This window comes from Actinoplanes sp. NPDC019969, assembly GCF_055562375.1.
On the sequence record NZ_JBVHFK010000012.1, the window covers coordinates 69,243 to 90,613 of the forward strand.

Sequence of the window (21,371 nt, forward strand, 5' to 3'; positions counted from 1 at the left end):
CTCCTCATTCCGGTACTCGGCTGAGAACACTGCGGACCGCGGCGACCACGTCGCTCACATCGGGCAGCACCGCGCGTTCGAGTTCGGGGTGAAACGGGACGTGCACGTCGTCGCGGCTGACCAGCCGCGGCGGGGCCAGCAGCGCGTAGAAGTCCTCGTCGGCGCCGATCAGTTCGCTGATCAGGCCGGCGCCGAAACTGCTGGTACGGGCGTCTTCCTGCACCACGACGAGACGGCCGGTACGCCGCAGCGACGCGGCCACCGCGGCCCGGTCCCACGGGACCAGCCACCGCAGGTCGAGCACCTCGGCCCGGACGCCGTCGGCGGCCACCTCGTCCGCGGCGGCCAGCGCCAGTTCCACGCCGTTGCCCCAGGTGACGATGGTGACGTCGGCGCCGACGCGCAGGGTGCGGGCGCCGTGCGCCGGGACCGGCGCGGCCGCGGGCTCCTGCCGGCGGCGCATCAGGTGTTTGGGCAGCAGGATCAGGGTGGGGTCGTCACCGGCAACGGCGACGGCGAACGCCCCGGTGGCGTCCTCCGGTGTGGACGGCACGACCACCCGCAGTCCGGGCAGGTGGGTGAAGAGGCTCTCGTTGCTCTGGCTGTGCCAGATCCCGCCGCCGGGCAGGTAGGCGCCCCACGGCGCGTACAGCACCACGGGGCAGGCCCACCCGGACGCGGATCGCCAGCGGAGTGTGGTGAGCTGCGCGGCGAGCTGGTTCCAGGCGGGGCCGGCGAAGTCGACGAACTGCAGCTCGGCGATCGGGCGCAGACCGGCCGCGGCCAGGCCGACGGCGACGCCGACGATGGTGGCCTCGGCGAGCGGCGAGTTGACCACCTGGGTGGTGCCGAGGCCTTTGGTGAAGCCGAACACGCCCCCTTTGGGATCCTCGACGTCCTCGCCGAAGACGACGGCGCCCGGGTCGCCGGCGAGCGCGGCGCCGATGGCCCGGTTGACCGCGGTGACGATGGTGCCGCCGGACGGCGCGATCGGCGCGATCCCGGGCAGCGGCGAGCCGAACAGGTGCTCGGTGACGTCCTTGGGTTCGGCCACCGGTTCACCGGCGACGCGGGCGAAGATGTCGGCCACCTCGCCGGCGACCCGTGCGGTGGTGGTGTCCACCCAGTCCCGGGTGACGACGCCCGCGGCGACGAGCCGGTCGGCGTACCGGGCGACCGGGTCGCGCATCGCGGCCAGCTCCGCACCGGACCGGTAGATCCGGTGGTCGTCGGAGGAGCTGTGCGGGTCGAGGCGGTCCACCTCGCACCACAGCACGCACGGGCCACCACCGCGGCGGGCCCGGTCGACGGCGATCCGGCCGGCGGCGGCGACCTGGTCGGCGTCGGAGCCGTCCACCGCGAGCAGCCTGTCGCCGGGCAGCATGCCGAGGTCCCGGGGGGAGGTCCCGGCTGTCGGCGTGCTGATCCCGTACCCGTTGTCGGCGATCAGGAAGACCAGCGGCAGGTCGCGCTGGAGGGCGAAGGCCAGCGCCTCGAAGAACTCGCCCTGCCGAGCGGACGCTTCGCCGAGGGAGCAGACCACGACGGCCGGGTCGTTGCGGCGCTGGGCGGCCCAGGCGACACCGGCGGCCGGCAGGCACTGGCTGGCGGTGGGGCTGGCCAGCGAGACCACGTTGCCGGCCGGGTGGCTGAAGTGGGAGGTCATCGACCGGCCGGCGGAGTGTGAGCCGGCCTTGGCCATTAGATCGCGGGCCACGTCCTCGACGGTCATGCCGCGCGCCATCACCAGCGCCCGGTCCCGGTAGTGGGGGAATAGGTAATCGTGGGGCTCCAGGGCCTCACCGAGGGCGGCAAATGCTTCATGGCCGGCCGAGGAAATGGTGAACCAAGCATTTCCCTGACGCAGCGTGAGACCCGACCGGCGATCGCATTCCCGTGACGTGATCATGAGCTTGAGCAGCTCTTCCGGCGCTTGTACGCCCGTCATGGCGCCACCGCCGAGCCGATTTCTACATCCACGAACCACATTCTTCGGGTTCGGATAATCGGCAACAATCCGCTCTGAGAGCTATTTCCGCAGCGCTTTCCGGCGGGATCGGCGGGCCGGCCGGAATCCCTCTCCGGGACCGTTCCGGGTCAGTGACCGGCTCCCGCGGCGGGGGTGGGATCCGCCGCGGGAGGGATGCCGATGGTCCTCCGGTACCAGTCGAGCGCCCCGGCGATCCGTCCGGCGAACCCGCTCCCGGCGGGGACTCCGGCCAACCGCCAGATCCGCGAACTGGCGTAGTAGTGGTCCTCGGCGACCAGCTCGAACTGGTGGTCGCTGATGCCGGGCAGGACCGTCCGGACCAGTTCCCGGTGGCGCCGGGCCGGCAGGTCGCCACCGGGCTCCGGCCGGCCGAGCGCACGGCAGAGGGTGGAGACCACGGTCCGGATGCTGACCGGCTCCGGATGGTTGACGTGGTGCACCGAACCGGCCGGCACGGAACCCGCGCCGAGCGCCAGCGCCGCGCACACCGCCCCGAGATCGTCCACACAGACCAGCGAGGCGCGTGCCGCTCCCCCGTCGATCCAGGCCGGCGCCTTGGCGAAGAGGGTCAGCAGGGTGGGCACGAACCAGGTGTCCCCCGGGCCGTAGACCAGGTGTGGCCGCAGCACGATCCCGCCGGCCCGGCGCACGGCCGCCTCGGCGGCGGCACGGCTGCGGCTGGTCGGCGACACCGGGGCGATCGGCGCCTCGTCCTCACCGATGCCGCGGTGCACGCCGGAGCCGTACACCGCGGTGGTGCTCAGGTGGATCAGGCGGGTGACACCGGCGGCGGCCGCCTCGGACAGCAACGCCGCGGTGCCGTGCTCGTTGACCGCGGCGCAGGTGGCGGCGTCGCCGCCGACCTGAGCGGCGAGGTGCAGCACGGTGGTCACGCCGTCGCAGGAGCCCCGCAGCGTGGCGGGTTCCCGCAGGTCGCCGCGCACCTCGATCACGCCGGCCGGGACCGTCCCGGGCGGAAGGGGACGCCGGGTCAGAACACGGATCTCGGGTACGGCACGCCCCTGGGCCGCGAGGTCCCGGGAGCGTGCCAGGAGAGCCCGCAGGGCCGCCGAGCCGACGAAACCGGTGGCCCCGGTCACCAGGATCCTGGGGCGTGCCGTCTCGGTGGGCATCGGTGCGTCAGAGGGGAAGCACGTCGAACTCGCCGGTGGCCATGCACCGGCCCTTCTGCAGGAACTCCACACGCACGGCCCGCCGGGCGGCGCCGCCGGCCACGGGGGTGAGAGCGACCATGGTCGGCTCGTTCAGTTCGACATAACTGGAGAAGGCGAAATGCGACTCGACCGGCAGGACCTCGGCGCCACAGTGCAGGATGGCGGCCTGCCGGGCCGCCTCCATCAGCACCATTCCGGGCACGTGGTCGACGAAGTGGTCGAAGAGCACCGGGTGGTCCTGGTTGAGGCGCAGCTGCCAGCAGTCACGGTCCGGGCCGGGAGCGAGCACCACGTCCCAGTCGCGCTCGCGGCCGACCAGCCCGGGGGGCACCGGGACGGGCAGCGGCTGGCGCACGCTCGCGGTGGCCGCGGCCCCGCGCAGCCTCGCGTAGCTCGTCGGGGAGACGCAGCTCCAGCCCACCGATCCGGTGCCGACCGGCTCGCGGTCGCGGTAGAGCACCATGTCCATGACCATGCCGCTGACGCCGCGCCGGGTCTGCTTGATGTTCCGGCACTCGACGGCGAGCAGCGTGTCGACCGGGCCGCCGCTCTCGCGGGACAGGCCGGCGGGGTCGATCCGGTAGTCGTGATGGTGGGTGAGGAACGACCAGTTCATCGGAACACCGAAGACGCGGTGCGCGATGGCGAGGCCCGCCTGGCGGATGCACTCGGCGAACAGCAGCGGGTCGTGGTGCCGCGCCGACTGGAGCCGATAGAAGCTGTGCGCGCGCGGCCACTGGGCGCCCACCTCGACGGCGGTGTCGCTGACCTGGATCAGGTCGGTCACGAACACTTCGGAGACAGCTCTGCGGTGCACGAGACTGCGCGGTACGGTTTGCTCGAAATCGACGGACGTCTGTGCCTCGCGGACAGTCAGCAGCTGGCTCATGGTTCTCCCCTCGTGGAGCTCTGCCGGGTCGCTCGCTCGATAACCGTACTAACCGACCGGTATGTTTGTCGATACTGTTCGGTTCTTAGATAAACTCCACGGCATCGACTCACAGGAGGACGTGGAGATGGCCAGGCAGGAGAGAGCGGACCGGACGCGCACAGCGATCCTCGACGCCGCAGCTGAGGAGTTCGACCGTCAGGGTTTCGCGGGTGCCAGCCTGTCCGACATCCTCAAGCGCGCCGAGGTGACGAAGGGGGCCCTCTACTTCCACTTCACGTCGAAGGAGGAGATCGCCCGCACCATCATCGACGAGCAGTTCAAGGTCTGGCAGCCGCTCCGGGACGCCACCGAGCTGGGGCTGCAGACGGTCATCGACATGACGCACGAGCTGGGCGCGCTGCTGATGCGCGACATCCGGGTCCGCGCCGGGATCCGGCTGGTGGTCGAGCACGGCACGTTCAGCGACCCCTCGCCGATGGCGTACCTGCGATGGATCTCCGCCGTGGAGGAGTGCCTGGTCGCCGCGCGGGCCAAGGGCGACCTGCGCCCCGGCATGATGTCGCTGGACGTGTCGACGTTCATCATCTCGTCGTTCACCGGCGTCCAGATCAGCTCGCACGTGCTGACCGCCCGCGACGACCTCGCCCGCCGGATCACCAGCATGTGGGAGATCATCCTGCCGGGGCTGGTGCCGCCGCGCCGGCTCGGCAGGTTCCGCCCCGAGGGCAGCGCCACGGAGGCCCTCCCGCTGACCGCCGCGCCCGCCTGACCGGGCGCCGCGGTCAGATGGCAGGCGGCCGGGATCCGGCCGCCTGCACTCGGCTCAGCCGGTCGCCGGTGACCACTCCGGGCAGCAGCATCCGCCATACCCCGGTCGGCCCTAGCGCCGTCCCGAGCCGCGGATCGGCGGTGGCCAGCATGGCGTCCGCGCCGATGTGCAGTGCCAGCAGCAGCGCCGCGAGGGCGTCCGCGTCGACGCCGGGGGCCAGCCAGTCGTCGCGGCCGGCCGCGTGCAGCAGACCCGCCGCCGTCTCCGCCCAGCGCAGATAGAAGTCCAGGAACGGCTCGCCCTCGTCACCGCATTCACGAGCGACGCGCATGGTGGCGCGCAGCACAGGCTCGGTGCGCAGCGGCCCGAGGACGCCATGGCTGAAGTCGATGAGCGCCTGGAGCGGTCCCGCGCCCCGTCCCCCGACGCTCTCGGCCAGCCCTCGCAGCAGGCTCCAGCTCTCCTCGTTCAGTGCCCGCACCAGGTCCGCCTTGGTGGCGAAATGGAAGTAGAGGGCGCCCTTGGTCACCTTGGCGCGGGCCGCGACGCTCGCCATGTTGGTGCCGGCGTAGCCGTGCTGATCGAACAGCTCGGCGGCCGCCCGCACCAGCCGGGTACGGGTCAGTTGCGCACGGTTCTGCCTCATCGGATACCGATCAGCTGGCACGCTGCAGCACGCCGGCCGGCGCGGCCTCGTATCCGAACGGGCTGTCGGCGTTGAGGATGTGCCGGTGCAACCGGTGCAGCACCGGCGACGGCTCCAGTCCCAGGTCGGCGACGAGATTGGCACGCAGCCGCCGGTAGACCCCGATGGCGTCGCCGCGCCGCCCGCACCGGTGCAGGGCCACCATCAGGTGCGCCGAGAGCCCTTCGTTGGTGCGGTTGTGCGCCACCAGCGCGGTGAGTTCGCCGATGGTCTCGTGATGCCGGCCCATCCGCAGGTCCGCGTCGATCCGCCGGTCCAGCGTGCTGATCCTGGTCTCCTCCAGCCGCCGGCACTCCACCTCCAGCATCGGGCCGAGCTGCACGTCGGCCAGGGCCGCGCCCCGCCAGTACGCCAGCGCCTGGCGGAACAGCCGGCTGGCCTCGGGGAAGTCACCGCGCTCGTGAGCCCGGTGCCCGGCGGCGGCGAGGCGCTCGAAGTGGCTGGTGTCGACCGCCGGCCCGGGCGCGGAGAGCAGGTAGCCGCCGGGCCGGGTGACGATGACGTCCTTCGCGTCGAGCCCGGCCGACGACGGGTCCTGGCGCAGGGCCGCGCCGATCAGATTCCGCAACTGCAGGATGTACGTCTGGAGCGTGGTGCTCGCCTTGCGCGGCACGGCGTCGCCCCAGAGCTCCTCGAACAGCGCGGGGACCGGCACCATCTCGTTGGCGTGCAGCGCCAGCAGGGCGAGCACCTGCCGGGGCTTGGCCGCGCTCGGCATCACAGCGGACTGCCCGACGGTGACCTGCAGCGGCCCCAGCACCCGTACGTCCATGGCTTCACTCCCCCTCCCGCGGTGGCGCGCCCGACACCGCACCGGTTGACGGGTATGACTCTAAAAACCAACCACCCGGTATGTCAAGCGAGACCCGTCAATCGGCATCACCGCAGCTCAGGAGCATTTCACGGTTCAGCTCACTGACGGAACGAGCACCACTCAGCGCCAAAGTGAGGTCGAAATCGGCGAGAAGACTGCGCAGCACGTGCCGCACACCCGCCTCACCCCCATGGGCAAGGCCATACAGATAAGGACGTCCTACGCAAACCGCATCGGCGCCGAGGCACAGCGCCTTGACCACGTCGGCGCCCGTGCGTACCCCGGAGTCGAAGAGCACGGCCGCCCGCCCGTCCACCGCCGCGGCGACCGCGGGCAGCGCGTCCAGCGACGCCACGGCTCCGTCGATCTGCCGCCCACCGTGGTTGGAGACGACCACACCGTCCACACCGGCCGCGACCGCCTGTCGCGCGTCGTCCGGATGCAGCACGCCCTTGAGCACCAGCGGCCCGTCCCACTGCCGCCGCAGCCAGGCGAGATCGTCCCAATCCCGGTCGGTGCCGGTGAACATGGCCGCCCACCGGGCCACCGCCGCGGCCCGGTCCCGCTCCGGCGTCCGGGCCAGACGGCTGCGGAACACCGGGTCGGCCAGCGCGTTGGCCGACCCGAGTCCGTCCGCGGCGGGCGCGTACCGCAGATCCAGATCGGTGGTACGCCAGCCGAAGGTCCAGTTGTCCACCGTGACCACCAGCGCCGTGTACCCGGCACGCCGGGCCCGGTCGAGCAGGCTGCGGCACACCTCCTCGTCGTCCGGCCAGTACAGCTGGAACCAGCGCGGGCCACCGGCCTCGGCCACCTCCTCCAGGGTGTACGACGCGGTGGTGCTGACCGTGATCGGCAGCCCTACCGTGGCGGCGGCCCGCGCCGAGGCGATCTCCCCGCCCGGGTGCACGATGGACTGCACGCCGATCGGGGCCAGCACCACCGGCGCCGGAAGGGTGACGCCGAAGAGGGTGGTGTCCAGGCGCCGGCGGTGGGCGCCCCGCAGGATCCGCGGCACGATGCGGTGCCGGTCGAAGGCGGCCCGGTTCGCGCGGACGGTCGCCCCCGAACCGGCGCCCCCGGCCACGTACCCGAACGGGCCGGGGGGCATCACCCGTTGCGCCGCCTCCTCCAGCGTCGCGCCGTTCGTGCCGCACGGCGGCTGGTCGCCGGCGAACAGCTCGGACCGGTAGGCGCCCCACATCCTGTTGCTCATGCGGCAACGCTAAGGACGCCCCCGGTCGCCGGCGCGATTCGTCGAGTGGTTCTCGACCGGCTCACCGCACCGGCACGAGCAGCCTGCCGTCCTCGAGGGACGCCTCCGAGCCGGTCCAGCGCTCCCGGAACATCCGATCGTGCGAGACCACCACCACGGCGCCCGGATATCCGGCCAGCGCCTCCTCCAACTGTTCCACCAGGACCAGCGAGAGGTGGTTGGTGGGCTCGTCGAGCAGCAGCAGATCGGCCTCGCCGGCGAGCAGGCGGGCCAGGGCCAGGCGGCGGCGCTGCCCGACCGACAGGGCGCCGACCGGCTTGCCGAAGTCACCGGCGCGGAACAGCCCCAGTGACTCCAGCCGCTCGGCGTGCTCCTCACGGGTTCCGGCCCGGCCCTCCGCGAACGCGGACAGCAGACTGCGCGAAGGCCGGCCGACGGCGCTCTCCTGCGGCAGATATCCCAGGACGCCCCGGCGTTCGACAGTTCCCTCGTCCGGGCGCAGAACTCCGGCCAGCACGTCGAGCAGCGTCGACTTGCCGGCGCCGTTCGGCCCGGTGATCAACACCCGCTCGCCGGCCGTGACCGTCAGCGCGGTCGCCTCCAGCCGGCCGGCGACCCGGACGCCGTGCGCCGCGAGGACGGTGCCCTCCCGGACCGCCGCGTCCAGGGGCGCGTGGAGCCGCAGCGGGTCCGGCGGGCGGGGCACCGGCTCGGCATGCAACCGGTCGAGTCGTTCGGCCGCGCTGCGCACCCGGGTGGAGATCGACGCCTGGACCCGGCGGCCGTCACCGTTGTACTTGCACTTGTTGTGGTCCTTGATGGCACGGCCGGGCGCCACCCGGTACGCCGTCGTCGCGCCCCACTCGGTCCAATGCTCGATCTCACCGGTCCACTCGGCGTAGGCCTGCTCCCACCGCTGCCGCGCCGCCCGTTTCTCGGCGAGGTATCCGGTGTACCCGTTGCCGTACCGGACCACCGTGGCCCGGTCCCCGTCGACCTCCAGGATCGTGGTGGCGACCCGCTGCAGCAGCAGCCGGTCGTGGGTCACCATCACGAGCGTGCCCCGATGCCGGCGCAGCCGATCCTCGAGCCAGGCCAGCGTGGTCTCGTCGAGATGGTTGGTCGGCTCGTCGAGCAACAGCAGCTCCGGTTCGGCCGACAACACGCCGGCCAGCGCGAGCCGCGCCCGCTGCCCGCCGGAGAGAGTGCCGAGCGCCCGTTCCGGGGTCAGTTCACCGATCCCGAGAGCGGACATCGCCGCCCGTACCCGGGCGTCGGCCCGGTAGCCGTCGCGTAGTTCGAAAGCGGTCAGCATCTCGCCGTACGCCGTCAGCACCCCGGTGTCGCCGGCGCCCAGTTCCTGCTCGGCCTCGGCGATCCGGCGCTGCAGGTCACGCAGGTCCACCAGCGCCGCGTCGATCGCGTCGCCGACCGTTGCCGTGTCCGGCAGGTCCAGGACCTGACCGAGGTATCCGATCCCGCCGTCCGCGGTGACCACGACCTCGCCCTCGTCCGGCGGTTCCTGGCCGGCCAGCAGCCGCAGCAGTGTGGACTTGCCGGCGCCGTTCTCACCGACGACGGCAGCCCGCTCGCCGTCGCGGACCGAGGCGGACACCGCGCCGAGAACCCGGCCGTGTGGGTACGCCTTGCTCACCGCGTGCAGTGTGAGCTGGGTGGACATGGATGCTCCTCTCCGGCCATCAGGCCCGGACACGGCCGTCGAGCAGGGTCAGTTCGGGACCCTGCCATCCACGGCGCAGCCAACGGTCGTGGGAGGCGACGACGATGCCGCCCGGTGCGCTGCGCAGCGCTTCCTCCAGTTCCTCCACCAGGCGCAGCGACAGATGGTTGGTGGGTTCGTCGAGCAGCAGGACGTCCGGCGGCCGGGCCACCAGCACGGCCAGCGCGACCCGCCGGCGCTGCCCGGTGGAGAGCTGCCCGACCGGGCGTTCCGCGTCGCGGCCGGCCAGCAGCCCGAGCCGGGACAGCGGCACCACCGGGTCCTCGCCGGCCGCCTCGGCGTAGTAGGAGCGGGCGGTCCGCTCCGGGTCGGGGAACTCGACGTCCTGCTCCAGCAGGGCGACACGCAGTCCCGCCGACCGGTACGCGGCTCCGGCGTCCGGTTCCAGACCACCCGCCAGCACCCGCAGCAGCGTCGACTTGCCCGCCCCGTTGGGCCCGGTGACCAGCAGGCGCTCACCGGTCGCGACGGTCAGATCGTCGATCTCCAGCCGGCCGGCCACCCGCACCCCGCGCAGCGACACGCTGCCCTCGTGCGGACCGCTTCCGGTCACCGCGGCCGTGAAGCTGAGCTGGGCCGGAGGCCGCCGGGCCTGGTTGGCGGTGAGTTCGTCCAGACGCTGCTGGGCGTTGCGGACCCGCCGGGAGATCTGTTTCTGGACGCGGCCGCCGTGCCGGTCGTACCCGATCTTGTTGTTGTCCTTGATGGACCGCGCGTGGTTGACGTCGTGCGCCGTGGTGGCCACGGCCTGCCGCAGCTCCTTGATCTCCGCCTGCTCGGCGGCGTACTGCTGCTCCCAGCGGGCCCGCTCGGAGCGTTTGACGTCGAGGTAGTCGGAATAGGCGCCGCCGTACCGGGTGACGCCTCCCCGCGACGGGTCGAGGTCGACGATGTCGGTGCAGACGCCGTCGAGGAACGCCCGGTCGTGCGAGGCCACCACGATCGCGCCGGGCAGTTCGGCCAGCCGCTGCTCCAGGAAGGTGACCGCCTCCTCGTCGAGATGGTTGGTCGGCTCGTCCAGCAGCATCGCCCGCGGTTGCCGGATCAGCAACGCGGCCAGCGCCAGGCGGGTGCGCTGGCCGCCGGAGATCGAGCCGATCGGGCGGGCGGTGTCCACGCCGGACAGCCCCAGGCCGTCGAGGACCATCTTCGCCCGGTGGTCGGCGCCCCACAGGTCGTGGTCCTGGGCCCAGCCGAGCAGGTCACCGTACTCGGCGAGGGCGGCCTCGTCCTCGGGCGAGACGGCGAGGATCTCAGCGAGCTCGTCGAGCCGGTCGCCGACCTGATGGAACTCGGCGAGCGCGTCGTCGATGACAGCGCTGACCGGGGCGTCGGCCGGGAACGGGAGCTCCTGGCGCAGGAACTCGGTGTCGGCCGGGCGCTGGACCTCGCCGGCGTCCGGCTCCTCCTCGCCGGAGAGCAACCGCAGCAGAGTGGACTTGCCGATCCCGTTCTCACCGACCAGACCCAGCCGCTGGCCGGGGCCCGCCGCGAGCGAGACGCCGTCGAGAACGATGCGGTCGCCGTAGGCCTTCACCAGATCACGGGCATGCAGAACAGACACGTTGGACACGTGGGCACCAATCGTCGAAAGGAAGAAGGATCGACTGCCCGCCGGGGCTCAACGACCACGAGAAAGTGGTGGGCCACGGCAGCGGGCTGGGGTGCGTGTCAGTAGATCACCCAGCCATACTTACAGGAATCGGACGTCTCGTCAACCCGATCCATCACAGGGAAACGAGCCGGGTACGCTCCGCGCTGTGTCCGCCTCGCTGTCGTACCGTCCCGATCCGCGGCTGGGCCGCCTCGACATGGCCTCCGCCATCGCCGCCGTCGAAGCCGCCGCCGGTGTGGTCGAACTCGAACGGGAACCGCTGCGTTCCGCTCTGACGGCGCCCGCCGGCTCGCTGTTGCTGATGCCGGCGGTCAGCGACCGCTATGCGGGCGTCAAGCTCGTCTCCGTCGCGCCCGGCAACCCGGCCCACGGCCTCCCCCGCGTCCAGGGTGTCTACGTGCTGTTCGAGACGGCGACACTGCGACCGGTGTCCGTGATGGACGGCACCCAGCTGACCGCGCTCCGCACCCCGGCGGTCTCCGCCGTCGCCGCCCGCCACCTCGCCGCCCCCGGCGCGCGGCGGGTTCTGCTCTTCGGCACCGGACCGCAAGCCCACGGTCACGTGGAGGCTCTCCGGCACGTCCTGCCCGGAGCGAGCTTCGAGGTGTCCGGGCGCCGCCCCGGCGCCGTCGCGGAGTTCGCCGGGCAATGGGCCGGCCGCGGCGTGCCGGTCGGTCCCGCCGACGGCGGCTCACTGGCCCGGGCCGATGTCGTGTGCTGCTGCACCAACGCCCGGAACCCCGTGTTCGACAGCGCCGAGGTGGCCTCGCACGCGCTGGTCATCGCCGTCGGCGCCCACGAACCGGACGCCCGGGAACTCGACTCCGCCCTGTTCGCCCGCGCCACCACGGTGGCCGAGGCCCGCTCCACCGCCCTGCGCGAGGCCGGCGACATCATCCAGGCGATCGCCGAGGGCGCCCTCTCCGCCGGCGACATCGTCACCCTGCAGGACGTGGTCCGCGGCGAGGCCCGGCCACCGGCCGATCGCCCGCGCGTCTTCAAGAGCACCGGCATGGCCTGGCAGGACCTCGCCGTCGCCGCAGCCGCCCACGAGGCCCACCCGGCCCCCGAGGGCCTCTGAACGGCGCCCTCCGGCAGATGAGTGTCCGTGCGCCCGGCCGGCATTCTCGCGGCCCCGGCTGGGTAGCGTTGTCACGTGACGGACGATCTCTTCGCCGGTGGCGGCGCCGCGGGTCAGCTGATGAGCCGGCTCGACTGGCCGGCCACCGATGTCGGTCCGGTCGAGACCTGGTCGCAGAGCATGCGGGCGGCGGTCCGGATCGTGCTGTCCTCCCGCTATCCGATGCTGCTGCTGTGGGGACCGCGTTACACCCAGCTCTACAACGACGCCTACTCCGCGTTGATCGGCGGCAAACATCCCGACGCGCTGGGTCACGACGTACGGGTGACGCTCGCCGAAGGCTGGGACGTCCTGGAACCCTTGATCGCCGACGCCATGCGGACCGGTGTGGCCAGCTGGGTTCCGGCGCTGCAGCTCGCACTGGACCGGTCGGGCTACCGCGAGGAGGCGTACTTCAGTGTCTCGCACGCGCCCGCCCGCGACGACGACGGCGTCACCGCCGGTGTCCTCACCGTGTGCAGCGAGGTCACCGAGCAGGTGGTCGGCGAGCGCCGGCTGCGCCTGCTGCGTGACCTCGCCGTGCCGGCCGGCGGCCGGACGTCCGGCGTCGACCAGGTCTGCGCGCAGCTCTGCGCGGTGATCGGCCAGCACCGGCTCGACGTGCCGTTCGCCGCCATCTATCTGCGCGACGGCGCCCTGCTGCGCCGGGCCGCGACCGTCGGAGTGCCGGAGTCCGCCACGGTCCTGCCGCCGATCGTCAGCCCCGGCGACGACGCGTGGCGGCTGCACGTCGCGGCAGGCGGCGAAGGCGTCGACGTCGAGGACGTCGCCGGGCGGCTCGCGGTGACCGGCGGCGCCTGGGACGATCCGGTCCGCACCGCGGTGGCTGTCCCGCTGCCGTCCGCCGAGCGTTCGCAGCCGCTGGGGGTGCTGCTGGCCGGCGTGAGCCCGAGCCGCGGCCTCGACGAGACGTACCGGTCGTTCCTCGCCCTGCTCGCGCAGCAGGTGGCCGTGGCGGTGCGCAACGCTCAGGCGTACCAGGAGGAGCGGGACCGGGCCGCGGCGCTCGCCGAGCTGGACCGCGTCAAGACCGACTTCTTCACCAACGTCAGCCACGAGTTCCGTACGCCGCTGACCTTGATGATGGGACCCCTGAGCGACGCCCTCGCCGACGCCGGCGAACCGCTCGGCCCGGCCCAGCGGGACCGGGCGGAGATCGCCCTGCGCAACGCCGACCGGCTGCTCGCGCTGGTCAACGACCTCCTGACGTTCTCCAGCGTGGAGGCCGGCCGGGCCCGGCACCGGCCACGGCCGATCGACCTCGCCCGCTACACCGCCGAGCTCGCCGGCGTCTTCCGGGCGGCGGTCGAACGCGCCGGCCTGCGACTGGTGGTGGACTGCCCGCCGCTGCCGCACACGGTCGCCGCCGACCCGGCGAACTGGGAGAAGATCGTCACCAACCTGCTGTCGAACGCGTTGAAGTTCACCTTCGTCGGTGAGATCCGGGTACGGCTGGAAACCGTGGGCGCCACGGTCCGGCTGACGGTCGCGGACACCGGCATCGGCATCGCCGCCGGCGATCTGCCCCGGCTGTTCGACCGTTTCCACCGCATCCGGGGTGTGCAGGCGCGCAGCCACGAGGGCAGCGGCATCGGCCTGGCGCTGGTCCGCGAACTCGCCCGCCTGCACGGCGGTGACGTGACCGTCGAGAGCACCCCCGGCGCCGGGACGAGCTTCACGGTGGCCATGCCACTGGTCGAGGCCACGGCCGCGGAACCGTTGCCGGACATGCCGGCCGCGCAGGCCGCGGCCCGCGAGGCGGCCCGCCGGCTGGACGTGCCGCAGAGCCCGCCCGAGCCGCCGGCCGAGGTGGCGGCGGACACGGCCCGCATCCTCGTCGCGGACGACAACGGCGACATGCGCGCCTACCTGGGCCGGTTGCTCCGCCGCGAGGGCTGGCAGGTCGAACTCGCCCCGGACGGGCACGCGGCCCTGGAGGCGATCCGCCGCTTCCCACCGGACCTGCTGCTCACCGACGTGATGATGCCCCGCATGGACGGCTTCGCCCTGGTCCGAGCGGTACGGGCCGACGAGGCCACCCGGGCGCTGCCGGTGGTGATGCTGTCCGCCCGGGCCGGCGACGAGTCCGGCGTGGAAGGCCTGGAGGCCGGCGCCGACGACTACGTGGTGAAACCGTTCGCGGCAGCCGACCTGGTCGCGCGGGTCCGCAACACCCTGCGGCTGGCCCGGGTCCGCGCCGCGCACCCCCGGCAGGCGTCCACGCTCGCCGGCACCGCTGCGGTGATCGCGTCCGGCCGCGCCCTCGAGGACGCGTTCCGGGCCGTCACCGAGCAGGCGCGGGTCCTGGTGGAGGGCGTCGCGGCCGAGGTGGTGATCAACGGCGGCGACGGGCCCGGGTTGCGGTTCACCTCCGGCGCGGACGGCGTGCCCGCGGACGATCCCGGCGCCGTACGGGCGGCGATCCGCGACCGCGACGGCGCGCCGATCGGCACGCTCACCGTGTCGCCCGATCCCGCCCGCCGGCCCACCCCGCAGGACCGCGACCTGCTCGAACCGATCGTGCACCTGCTCGCCTCGCTGGCGCGGACCGGCTGGCGGCTCGACGACGACCGCCGGCTCGCACTCACCCTGCGGCAGACGATCCTGCCGGAGAGCCTGCCCACCCTGGACGGCTGGGAACTGCAGGCCGCGTACCGGCCGGCCGCCGGGGAGCCCGGCGGGGATTGGTACGACGCCGTGGCGCTGCCCGGCGGCGGCGCCCTGCTCAGCATCGGTGACGTGGCCGGCCACGGGCCCGGCGCCGCGGTCCTGGCCGGCCAGGTGCGCGGCGCCGTCCGCGCGTACGCGGCCGGGGACCCGGCGCCCGCCACCGTCGTCACCCGGGTGGCGGAATTGCTCACCCGCCTCGGCACGCCGGCGACGGCCACCCTGTTCGTGCTCCATCTGCGCCCGGACACCGGCGACTTCGCCTGGTGCAGCGCCGGCCATCCCCGTCCGGTGCGCTCCGGCCCGGACCAGGACACCCAGCTGATCAACGGCGTCGTCGGGCCACCGCTCGGGCTGCCCCGGGCCTCGTACCGGCAGAACACGGGTGTCCTGCCGCCCGGCGCCCAGCTGCTGCTCTACACCGACGGCCTGGGCGACGCCGGTACCGGCCGGTTGCAGAGCCAGAGCCGGCGGTCGTACGCCGGGGGCTGGTCCGCCTCCGCTCTGCTCGACGCCGTGCTGACCGGCGGACCCGGGCCGCAGCGCGACGATTTCGCGGCACTCGTCCTGCACCGCCGGCGGCCGACGGACGCACCCCTCGCCGCCGACGTGCCCGACCTGCACGTCACCTGGTCGTACCCGCTGGACCGGTCGGCCTCCACCCAGCTGCGCCGCGATCTCCGCACCGCGCTGAACGGCCACGAGATCGACCCCGACCTGCTGTACGACCTCCAGGTCGCCGCGACCGAGGCGGTCAACAACGCGGTGGAGCACGCCCAGCAGCCCAAACGTCCGGAAGTGGAGGTCGAGCTGCGGGTCCTCGACCGCACCGTCCTGATCACGGTGCGGGACTTCGGCGGGTGGCGGGCCCGGCCGGCGGCTCGCGACCGCGGCCGTGGCGCCCCGTTGATGAGCGCCTTCGGTGACGTCCGGGTCGTCCCGGCGGACACCGGAACCACCGTCACGATTCAGCGCCGTTGGCAGGAACCCGGCCGATGACTCTTCCAGGGTGTGCGGGAATTCGTCCGACGAACGGGGCAGTCGAGTGCGGGACGTAACCGCTACCGGGCTGGACGCGGCCGGTGAGCCGGTGTTCGACCGCATCGCCGATCTGGTCCGGCATCTGCTCGGTGTGCCGCTGGCGCTGGTGTCGCTGCTCGACGATCACCGGCAGTTCTTCCCCGGTCAGGCCGGGCTCGCCGAGCCGTGGGCGAGCACCCGGCAGACCCCGCTGAGCCATGCCATCTGTCAACGGGTCGCCGTGGCGCGGGGTCCGGTGGTCATCACCGACGCCCGCCAGGACCCGCGCTGCCACGGCAACCCGGCGGTCGCCGAACTCGGGATCGCCGGATACGCGGGGATGCCGTTGACCGCCGCCGACGGCACCGTGCTGGGCGCGCTGTGCGCCATCGACCACGAGCCACGGACGTGGCGCCAGACGCACCTGTCGCTGCTGGCCGACCTGGCGCTGGCCTGCTCGGACAGCCTGCGACTGCGGATCGCGACCCGGCTGGCGCAACACGGCGGGGCGGTGTCGCAGGCGGCGTCGCAGCGCAGCGAGCTCCTGCTGCACGCCAGTGAGCTCCTGGTCCGGTGCAAGACCGTCGCGGAGATCGTCACCGCGGTCGCCGGGCTCCGATCGCCGGCTTTCGCCCCCGCGCACATCGGGATGGTGCTGCTCGACGGCGAGGATCGGCTGCGGGTCTTCGGCGCCGAACCGCTGCCCGCCGACGTCAGCGCCCGCTGGCCCAGCTTCCCGGCCTCCGCGCCGCTGCCCGCCGCCGACACGCTGCGCACCGGGCAGCTGCTCACCCTCACCGGCCCGGCCGCCATCCGGGCCGGATACCCGCAGCTCGCCGACGAGGTCGCCGCCCTCGGATGGCAGGCGATCGCCTGCGCGCCGGTGCCGGGCGTCCAGGGCCGGGTGGGGGCGCTCACCTTCTCCTGGAACGATCCGCAGGAACTCGACGCCGACCAGCGCAGTGTGATGGTCACCGTGGCCGGCTACGTCGGCCTGGCCCTGCAGCGCGTCACCCATCTGCAGCAGCAGAACACCGCCGCCCGTACCCTTCAGCAAGCCCTGCTGACCCGGCTGCCGAACCCCGCCGGGATCCGGCTGGCCGCCCGCTACCTGCCCGCCCATCAGGGCGACCTGGTCGGCGGCGACTGGTACGACGCGATCTGCCTGCCCGACGACCGGGTCGTGCTGGTCATCGGCGACGTCTCCGGGCACGACCTCACCGCCGCCGCCGGCATGAGCGAGCTGCGCAGCATGCTGCGGGGCATGCTCATCGACCGTCCCGATGACCCCGCGGCCGTGCTGGAACGCCTCGACCACGCCAATCACGCCCTCGGCGCGCACACCATCGCGACCGTCCTGCTCGCCTACCTGAAGCGCCACGACGACGGCGCCTGCACGCTGTCGTGGTCGAACGCCGGGCACCCGCCGCCGATCACCCTGACCGCCGACGGCCACGTCACCGTCCTGCCCGGCACCGATCCCCTGCTCGGCGCCCGGCACCGCCGGGCCCGGACCACCCACCACCACCGGCTGCCGCCCGGCGCCGGCCTGCTGTTGTACACCGACGGCCTGGTCGAGGACCGCGGAACCACGATCGACGACGGCTTCGCCCGCCTGCGAGAGCTCCTCACCGGACGCCGCGACATGACCCCCGACGCCCTCGCCGGCCTGCTCGTGGAGCAGGCCGAAGCCCGCGCCCACGAAGACGACGTGGCCCTGATCATCGCCACCACCACACCGGCCGGTGACCCTGGCCGCCGCACTCCGTAGCGGTGACGATGGAGGGCGGAGAAGGGCAAGCGCGCCGGTGTCGGTGGTGGACTGTTCGGTGTCGCCGCGCTGCTGGGCAAGAAGGAGCCGGCGAAGGCGGGCCCGCTGACGCCGCTCGGCGGGAATCAGGCGTCCCGCCGGAGGAGCGTGGCCACCGCGACCGCGTACAGGACGGCGGTGGCCACGGCGAAGGTGGCGAACCCGGCCCACGGGGCGAGCTGATCCGGCAGCCGGTCGACGTGCAGCAACTGGAATCCGGCGTGGGTGGGCCACCACCGGGCCACCGTGCGGCCGGCCGCGCCGAGCTGCGCGAACACGCTCGGCAGGATCAGCACCGCGAGGATCAGCGCGGTGATGGTGACGGCGCTGTTCCGCAGAACGGTGCCCACGGCGAGGGAGAACACCGCCAGCACCGCCAGGTACAGCCCGGTGCCGGCGACGGCCCGCAGGACACCCGGGTCGGTCAGGCCGACCGGCCCGGCCGGCGATCCGATCATCGGACGGGCCACCAGGAAGGCCACCAGTCCGGTGAACGTGCCGGTGAGCAGGGCGACCCCGGCGACGACGACCGTCTTGGCGGCCAGGAGACGGCCGCGGGCCGGCACCGCGGCCAGGGTGCTGCGGATCAGGCCGGTCCCGTACTCGCCGGTGATCGCCGTCGCGGCAAGGACGCAGATCGCCAGCTGACCGAAGACGACACCCTCCAGCGCCACCCCGGCCACGTCGGCGGCCGAGACACCGGCAGCGGAGCGGTAGGACAGCAGGGAGCGGCCGGAGACCACGGCGACGGCGACGACCGTGACCGCGGTGATCAGCAGGCTCCCGGCGGTGGAACGTACCGACCAGAGCTTGGTCCATTCGGAGGCGAGGACCTGCCGCAGAGTTCGTACGGTCATCGGAGGGCTCCCTTCGGGTCGGTGCCGCGGTAGCGCACCGTGTCACGGGTCAGGTCCATGAAGGCGGTCTCCAGCGAGGCACGCTGCGGGGACAGTTCGTGCAGCCGCATCCCGGCGTCGGCGGCCAGGTCCCCGATGCGGTCGCTGTCGAGGCCGGTCACGGCGAACGCGCCGCCGTCGAGGGGGTCCACGACGGCCCCGGCGGCACGGAGCAGCGGGATCAGGCCGTCCGGGTGCGGGGTGCGTACCCGGACCAGGTCCCGGCCGCGGACGAGGTCGGCCATCGTGGTGTCGGCGACCAGACGGCCCTGCCCGACGACGATCAGATGGTCGGCGGTGTCCTGCATCTCGCTCATCAGGTGACTGGAGACGAACACGGTGCGCCCCTCCGCGGCCAGCGACCGCAGGAAGGTGCGGATCCAGCGGATCCCCTCCGGGTCCAGTCCGTTGACCGGCTCGTCGAGCATCAGCACGGGCGGGTCGCCGAGCAGGGCCGCGGCGATGCCGAGCCGCTGGCGCATGCCGAGGGAGAAGCCTTTGACGCGGCGCCCGGCGACGTCGGTGAGCCCGGCGATGCCGAGCACCTCGTCGACGCGGCGGCGGCCGATGCCGTTGCTGCGGGCCAGGGCCAGGAGATGGAGGTACGCGGTACGGCCGCCGTGCACCGCGGAGGCGTCCAGCAGCGCCCCGACCAGCCGCAACGGGCTCGGCGCGGCGGTGAACGGGCGGCCGCCGACGGTCGCGGCGCCCGACGTGGGCCGGTCCAGGCCGAGGACGGCCCGCATCGTGGTGGACTTGCCGGCGCCGTTCGGGCCGAGGAAGCCGGTCACCCGGCCGGGCCGCACCGTGAACGACAGGCCGGCGACCGCTGTCGTCGTTCCGTACCTCTTGGTCAGCTCGCGGACCTCGATGATGTCGCTTGGCATGTGTCTCAGCCTGCCCGGCGCGGCCGGCGTGGACATCGGTCCGCGGAGCGCTTTCCCGGCTCGGTCACGCGGCTGACGAGGCGACCGTCATCGGCCGTGGGGATGACGGCCCGCGGGTGGACGCACTCGTCGATCATCGTCGCTACGGTGGTCGGGTGCCGCAGGAATCGCGCCCCCGACTGGCCGCCCGGATGCGTCCCGGGCACTGGATCGCTCTCGACGTGGTGGCCGCCGCGGTTCTGGCCGGGGTGGGCATGGCCAGCGTCCGGCCGGGAGTGCTCGGGCCGCTGACGGTGGTGGCGATGACGGCGCCGCTGGCGGTCCGCCGGGTCTGGCCGCTGCCGGTCTTCGGGGTGGTGCTGGTGTTCTCGGCGGTGGCGCCGCAGTTCGAGGTGATCCGGGACGCGGACCTGGCCCGGGCGATGGCCCTCTATCCGCTGCTGCTTCTGCTGCCGGAGTGGCCGGCGGCGTTCGCCGCGGTCGCCGCGTTCACCACCACGCTGCTGGCGATCCTGGCCGCCTACCGGTTCCACCTGGACGAGGCGGCCGGGCCGATGTTCAGCGGCGGGCTCATCATGACCACGATCGGCGCGATCGCGGTCGCGGTCCGCCTCCACCGCCGGTACGTCACCAGCGAACGGGACCAGGCCGCCGAGCGGGCGGTGGCCCAGGAACGGTTGCGTATCGCCCGTGAGCTGCACGACGTGCTGGCGCACGGGATGAGCGTCATCACCATCCAGGCCGGAGTGGCCCGGCACGTGTTCCAGGTCCGGCCGCAGGAGGCGCTCCGGGCGCTGGAGGCGATCGAGGACAGCAGCCGCAGCAGTCTGACGGAGCTGCGCCAGATGCTGACCGCGTTGCGTACCGACGACGGCCCGGTCCTGGACCCGGCGCCGAACCTGACCGGCCTGGACGCGCTGGTGGCGCGGACGGACGCCGCCGGGATCCCGGTGCGGGTCCGCACCGAGGGACGGCCACGCCCGCTGCCGGCCGGGATGGAGCTGTCCGCCTACCGGATCATCCAGGAGGCGCTGACCAACGTGGTCAAGCACGCCGGGCCGGCCCGGGCCGACGTGCTGCTGGACTACCGGCCACGATCGCTGACCATCGAGGTCACCGACGACGGCAGGCGCACCGGCGCCCGCACGCCCGCCGGTTCCGGGCACGGGCTGATGGGCATGCGGGAACGCGTCGCCGTGTACGGTGGCCGGCTCGACGCCGGGCCCCTGCCGCCACCGCGGGCCGGGTTCCGGGTGCACGTACATCTGCCGTTGGAGGAGGGTCCGGCATGACACGGGTGGTGGTCGTCGACGACCAGGCTCTGGTACGCGCCAGCTTCGGTGTCCTCATCGACACCACCCCCGGCCTCACCGTGGTCGGGGAAGCCGGCGACGGGCTCGAAGCCGTCGACGTCGTGACCCGGGAACGCCCGGACATCGTGCTGATGGACATCCGGATGCCCCGTCTCGACGGCATCGAGGCCACGCGCCGGATCCTCGCCCGGACTCCGGACGCCAAGGTGCTCATGCTGACCACGTACGACATGGACGAGTACGTGTACGCCGCCCTCCGCGCCGGAGCCAGCGGATTCCTGCTCAAGGACTCCCCGCCGGCCGACCTGCTGACCGCCGTCTCCGTGATCGCCGCCGGCGAGGCGATCCTGGCCCCGCAGATCACCCGCCGCCTCATCCGCGAGTTCGCCTGCCGTCCGGAGCCCCGCCCGGCCCTGCCCGGCGGGCTGTCCGGCATCACCGGCCGGGAACGCGACGTCCTGCTGCTGGTGGCACAGGGCCTGTCGAACACCGAGATCGCCGAGCGCCTGCACATCAGCCTGGCCACCACCAAGACGCACGTGGCACGGCTGCTCACCAAACTGGACGCCCGCAACCGCATCCAGCTCGTCATCATCGCCTACCAGTCCGGCCTGGCCGAGACTCCCTGACACCGCTCGTAGGCGCCGGAACAGCGACGATCCACGTTCCATTGAGGAATGTCGACTTGTTGTACAGTCCATGCGCACGTGTGATCAACG

At 73.1% G+C, this 21,371-nt stretch carries 16 protein-coding genes; 6 read left to right on the top strand and 10 right to left on the bottom strand.

Annotated features, from left to right (window positions below; genetic code table 11):
- Positions 1-4: 4 nt before the first annotated feature.
- The 3 genes from ACZ3II_RS31605 to ACZ3II_RS31615 form a co-directional block, all read right to left on the bottom strand.
- Complete coding sequence (locus tag ACZ3II_RS31605) at positions 5-1,948, bottom strand: alpha-ketoacid dehydrogenase subunit alpha/beta (RefSeq protein WP_465522136.1); 1,944 nt, start codon at positions 1,946-1,948, stop codon at positions 5-7.
- A 149-nt stretch (positions 1,949-2,097) separates the two neighbouring features.
- Entirely contained in the window at positions 2,098-3,123 is a 1,026-nt protein-coding gene (locus ACZ3II_RS31610) for an NAD-dependent epimerase/dehydratase family protein (protein ID WP_465522138.1), read from the bottom strand.
- Between the two features lie 7 nt (positions 3,124-3,130).
- Positions 3,131-4,054, bottom strand: a complete 924-nt coding sequence (locus ACZ3II_RS31615) for a ScbA/BarX family gamma-butyrolactone biosynthesis protein (protein ID WP_465522140.1) — start codon at positions 4,052-4,054, stop codon at positions 3,131-3,133.
- A gap of 127 nt (positions 4,055-4,181) precedes the next feature.
- On the opposite strand from ACZ3II_RS31615, the gene ACZ3II_RS31620 reads away from it, so the two are divergent.
- A complete protein-coding gene (locus ACZ3II_RS31620) occupies positions 4,182-4,826 on the top strand; it encodes a ScbR family autoregulator-binding transcription factor (protein WP_465522142.1) in 645 nt (214 codons plus the stop codon).
- Positions 4,827-4,839: 13 nt separating this feature from the next.
- Here the strand turns inward: ACZ3II_RS31620 and ACZ3II_RS31625 are convergent, their stop codons facing one another.
- From ACZ3II_RS31625 to ACZ3II_RS31645, 5 genes are all read right to left on the bottom strand, one after another.
- Complete coding sequence (locus ACZ3II_RS31625; protein ID WP_465522144.1) at positions 4,840-5,472, bottom strand: ScbR family autoregulator-binding transcription factor; 633 nt, start codon at positions 5,470-5,472, stop codon at positions 4,840-4,842.
- Positions 5,473-5,482: 10 nt separating this feature from the next.
- A complete protein-coding gene (locus ACZ3II_RS31630; protein WP_465522146.1) occupies positions 5,483-6,304 on the bottom strand; it encodes an AfsR/SARP family transcriptional regulator in 822 nt (273 codons plus the stop codon).
- A gap of 97 nt (positions 6,305-6,401) precedes the next feature.
- Entirely contained in the window at positions 6,402-7,562 is a 1,161-nt protein-coding gene (locus tag ACZ3II_RS31635; RefSeq protein WP_465522148.1) for an alpha-hydroxy-acid oxidizing protein, read from the bottom strand.
- 61 nt (positions 7,563-7,623) lie between these two features.
- Entirely contained in the window at positions 7,624-9,243 is a 1,620-nt protein-coding gene (gene abc-f / locus ACZ3II_RS31640; RefSeq protein ID WP_465522150.1) for a ribosomal protection-like ABC-F family protein, read from the bottom strand.
- A 19-nt stretch (positions 9,244-9,262) separates the two neighbouring features.
- Entirely contained in the window at positions 9,263-10,867 is a 1,605-nt protein-coding gene (locus tag ACZ3II_RS31645; protein ID WP_465522152.1) for an ABC-F family ATP-binding cassette domain-containing protein, read from the bottom strand.
- 196 nt (positions 10,868-11,063) lie between these two features.
- On the opposite strand from ACZ3II_RS31645, the gene ACZ3II_RS31650 reads away from it, so the two are divergent.
- The 3 genes from ACZ3II_RS31650 (at position 11,064) to ACZ3II_RS31660 (ending at position 17,517) form a co-directional block, all read left to right on the top strand.
- Complete coding sequence (locus ACZ3II_RS31650; RefSeq protein ID WP_465522154.1) at positions 11,064-11,999, top strand: ornithine cyclodeaminase family protein; 936 nt, start codon at positions 11,064-11,066, stop codon at positions 11,997-11,999.
- Between the two features lie 75 nt (positions 12,000-12,074).
- Positions 12,075-15,725 (top strand): SpoIIE family protein phosphatase, encoded by a 3,651-nt coding sequence (locus tag ACZ3II_RS31655; RefSeq protein ID WP_465522156.1) that lies wholly within the window; start codon positions 12,075-12,077, stop codon positions 15,723-15,725.
- 46 nt (positions 15,726-15,771) lie between these two features.
- Entirely contained in the window at positions 15,772-17,517 is a 1,746-nt protein-coding gene (locus ACZ3II_RS31660) for a GAF domain-containing SpoIIE family protein phosphatase (protein ID WP_465522158.1), read from the top strand.
- A gap of 125 nt (positions 17,518-17,642) precedes the next feature.
- Here the strand turns inward: ACZ3II_RS31660 and ACZ3II_RS31665 are convergent, their stop codons facing one another.
- Both ACZ3II_RS31665 and ACZ3II_RS31670 read right to left on the bottom strand, forming a co-directional pair.
- Entirely contained in the window at positions 17,643-18,413 is a 771-nt protein-coding gene (locus ACZ3II_RS31665; protein WP_465522160.1) for a hypothetical protein, read from the bottom strand.
- Positions 18,410-19,327, bottom strand: a complete 918-nt coding sequence (locus tag ACZ3II_RS31670; RefSeq protein ID WP_465522636.1) for an ABC transporter ATP-binding protein — start codon at positions 19,325-19,327, stop codon at positions 18,410-18,412. The genes ACZ3II_RS31665 and ACZ3II_RS31670 overlap by 4 nt, the downstream gene beginning before the upstream one ends.
- 167 nt (positions 19,328-19,494) lie before the next feature.
- Here ACZ3II_RS31670 and ACZ3II_RS31675 point away from each other — a divergent pair, with 167 nt between their 5' ends.
- Entirely contained in the window at positions 19,495-20,631 is a 1,137-nt protein-coding gene (locus tag ACZ3II_RS31675) for a sensor histidine kinase (protein ID WP_465522162.1), read from the top strand.
- Positions 20,628-21,281: a response regulator gene (locus ACZ3II_RS31680; RefSeq protein WP_465522164.1), complete on the top strand. Its 654-nt coding sequence runs from the start codon at positions 20,628-20,630 to the stop codon at positions 21,279-21,281. Before ACZ3II_RS31675 ends, ACZ3II_RS31680 begins: the two co-directional genes overlap by 4 nt.
- The last annotated feature ends 90 nt before the right edge of the window (positions 21,282-21,371 follow it).

Bases quoted from the DNA above. Each gene is read 5' to 3' on its own strand.
- ACZ3II_RS31620 (WP_465522142.1), top strand. From the start codon at position 4,182: ATGGCCAGGCAGGAGAGAGCGGACCGGACGCGCACAGCGATCCTCGAC.
- abc-f (WP_465522150.1), bottom strand. From the start codon at position 9,243: ATGTCCACCCAGCTCACACTGCACGCGGTGAGCAAGGCGTACCCACAC.
- ACZ3II_RS31615 (WP_465522140.1), bottom strand. From the start codon at position 4,054: ATGAGCCAGCTGCTGACTGTCCGCGAGGCACAGACGTCCGTCGATTTC.
- ACZ3II_RS31665 (WP_465522160.1), bottom strand. From the start codon at position 18,413: ATGACCGTACGAACTCTGCGGCAGGTCCTCGCCTCCGAATGGACCAAG.
- ACZ3II_RS31635 (WP_465522148.1), bottom strand. From the start codon at position 7,562: ATGAGCAACAGGATGTGGGGCGCCTACCGGTCCGAGCTGTTCGCCGGC.
- ACZ3II_RS31610 (WP_465522138.1), bottom strand. From the start codon at position 3,123: ATGCCCACCGAGACGGCACGCCCCAGGATCCTGGTGACCGGGGCCACC.
- ACZ3II_RS31605 (WP_465522136.1), bottom strand. From the start codon at position 1,948: ATGACGGGCGTACAAGCGCCGGAAGAGCTGCTCAAGCTCATGATCACG.
- ACZ3II_RS31625 (WP_465522144.1), bottom strand. From the start codon at position 5,472: ATGAGGCAGAACCGTGCGCAACTGACCCGTACCCGGCTGGTGCGGGCG.
- ACZ3II_RS31630 (WP_465522146.1), bottom strand. From the start codon at position 6,304: ATGGACGTACGGGTGCTGGGGCCGCTGCAGGTCACCGTCGGGCAGTCC.
- ACZ3II_RS31680 (WP_465522164.1), top strand. From the start codon at position 20,628: ATGACACGGGTGGTGGTCGTCGACGACCAGGCTCTGGTACGCGCCAGC.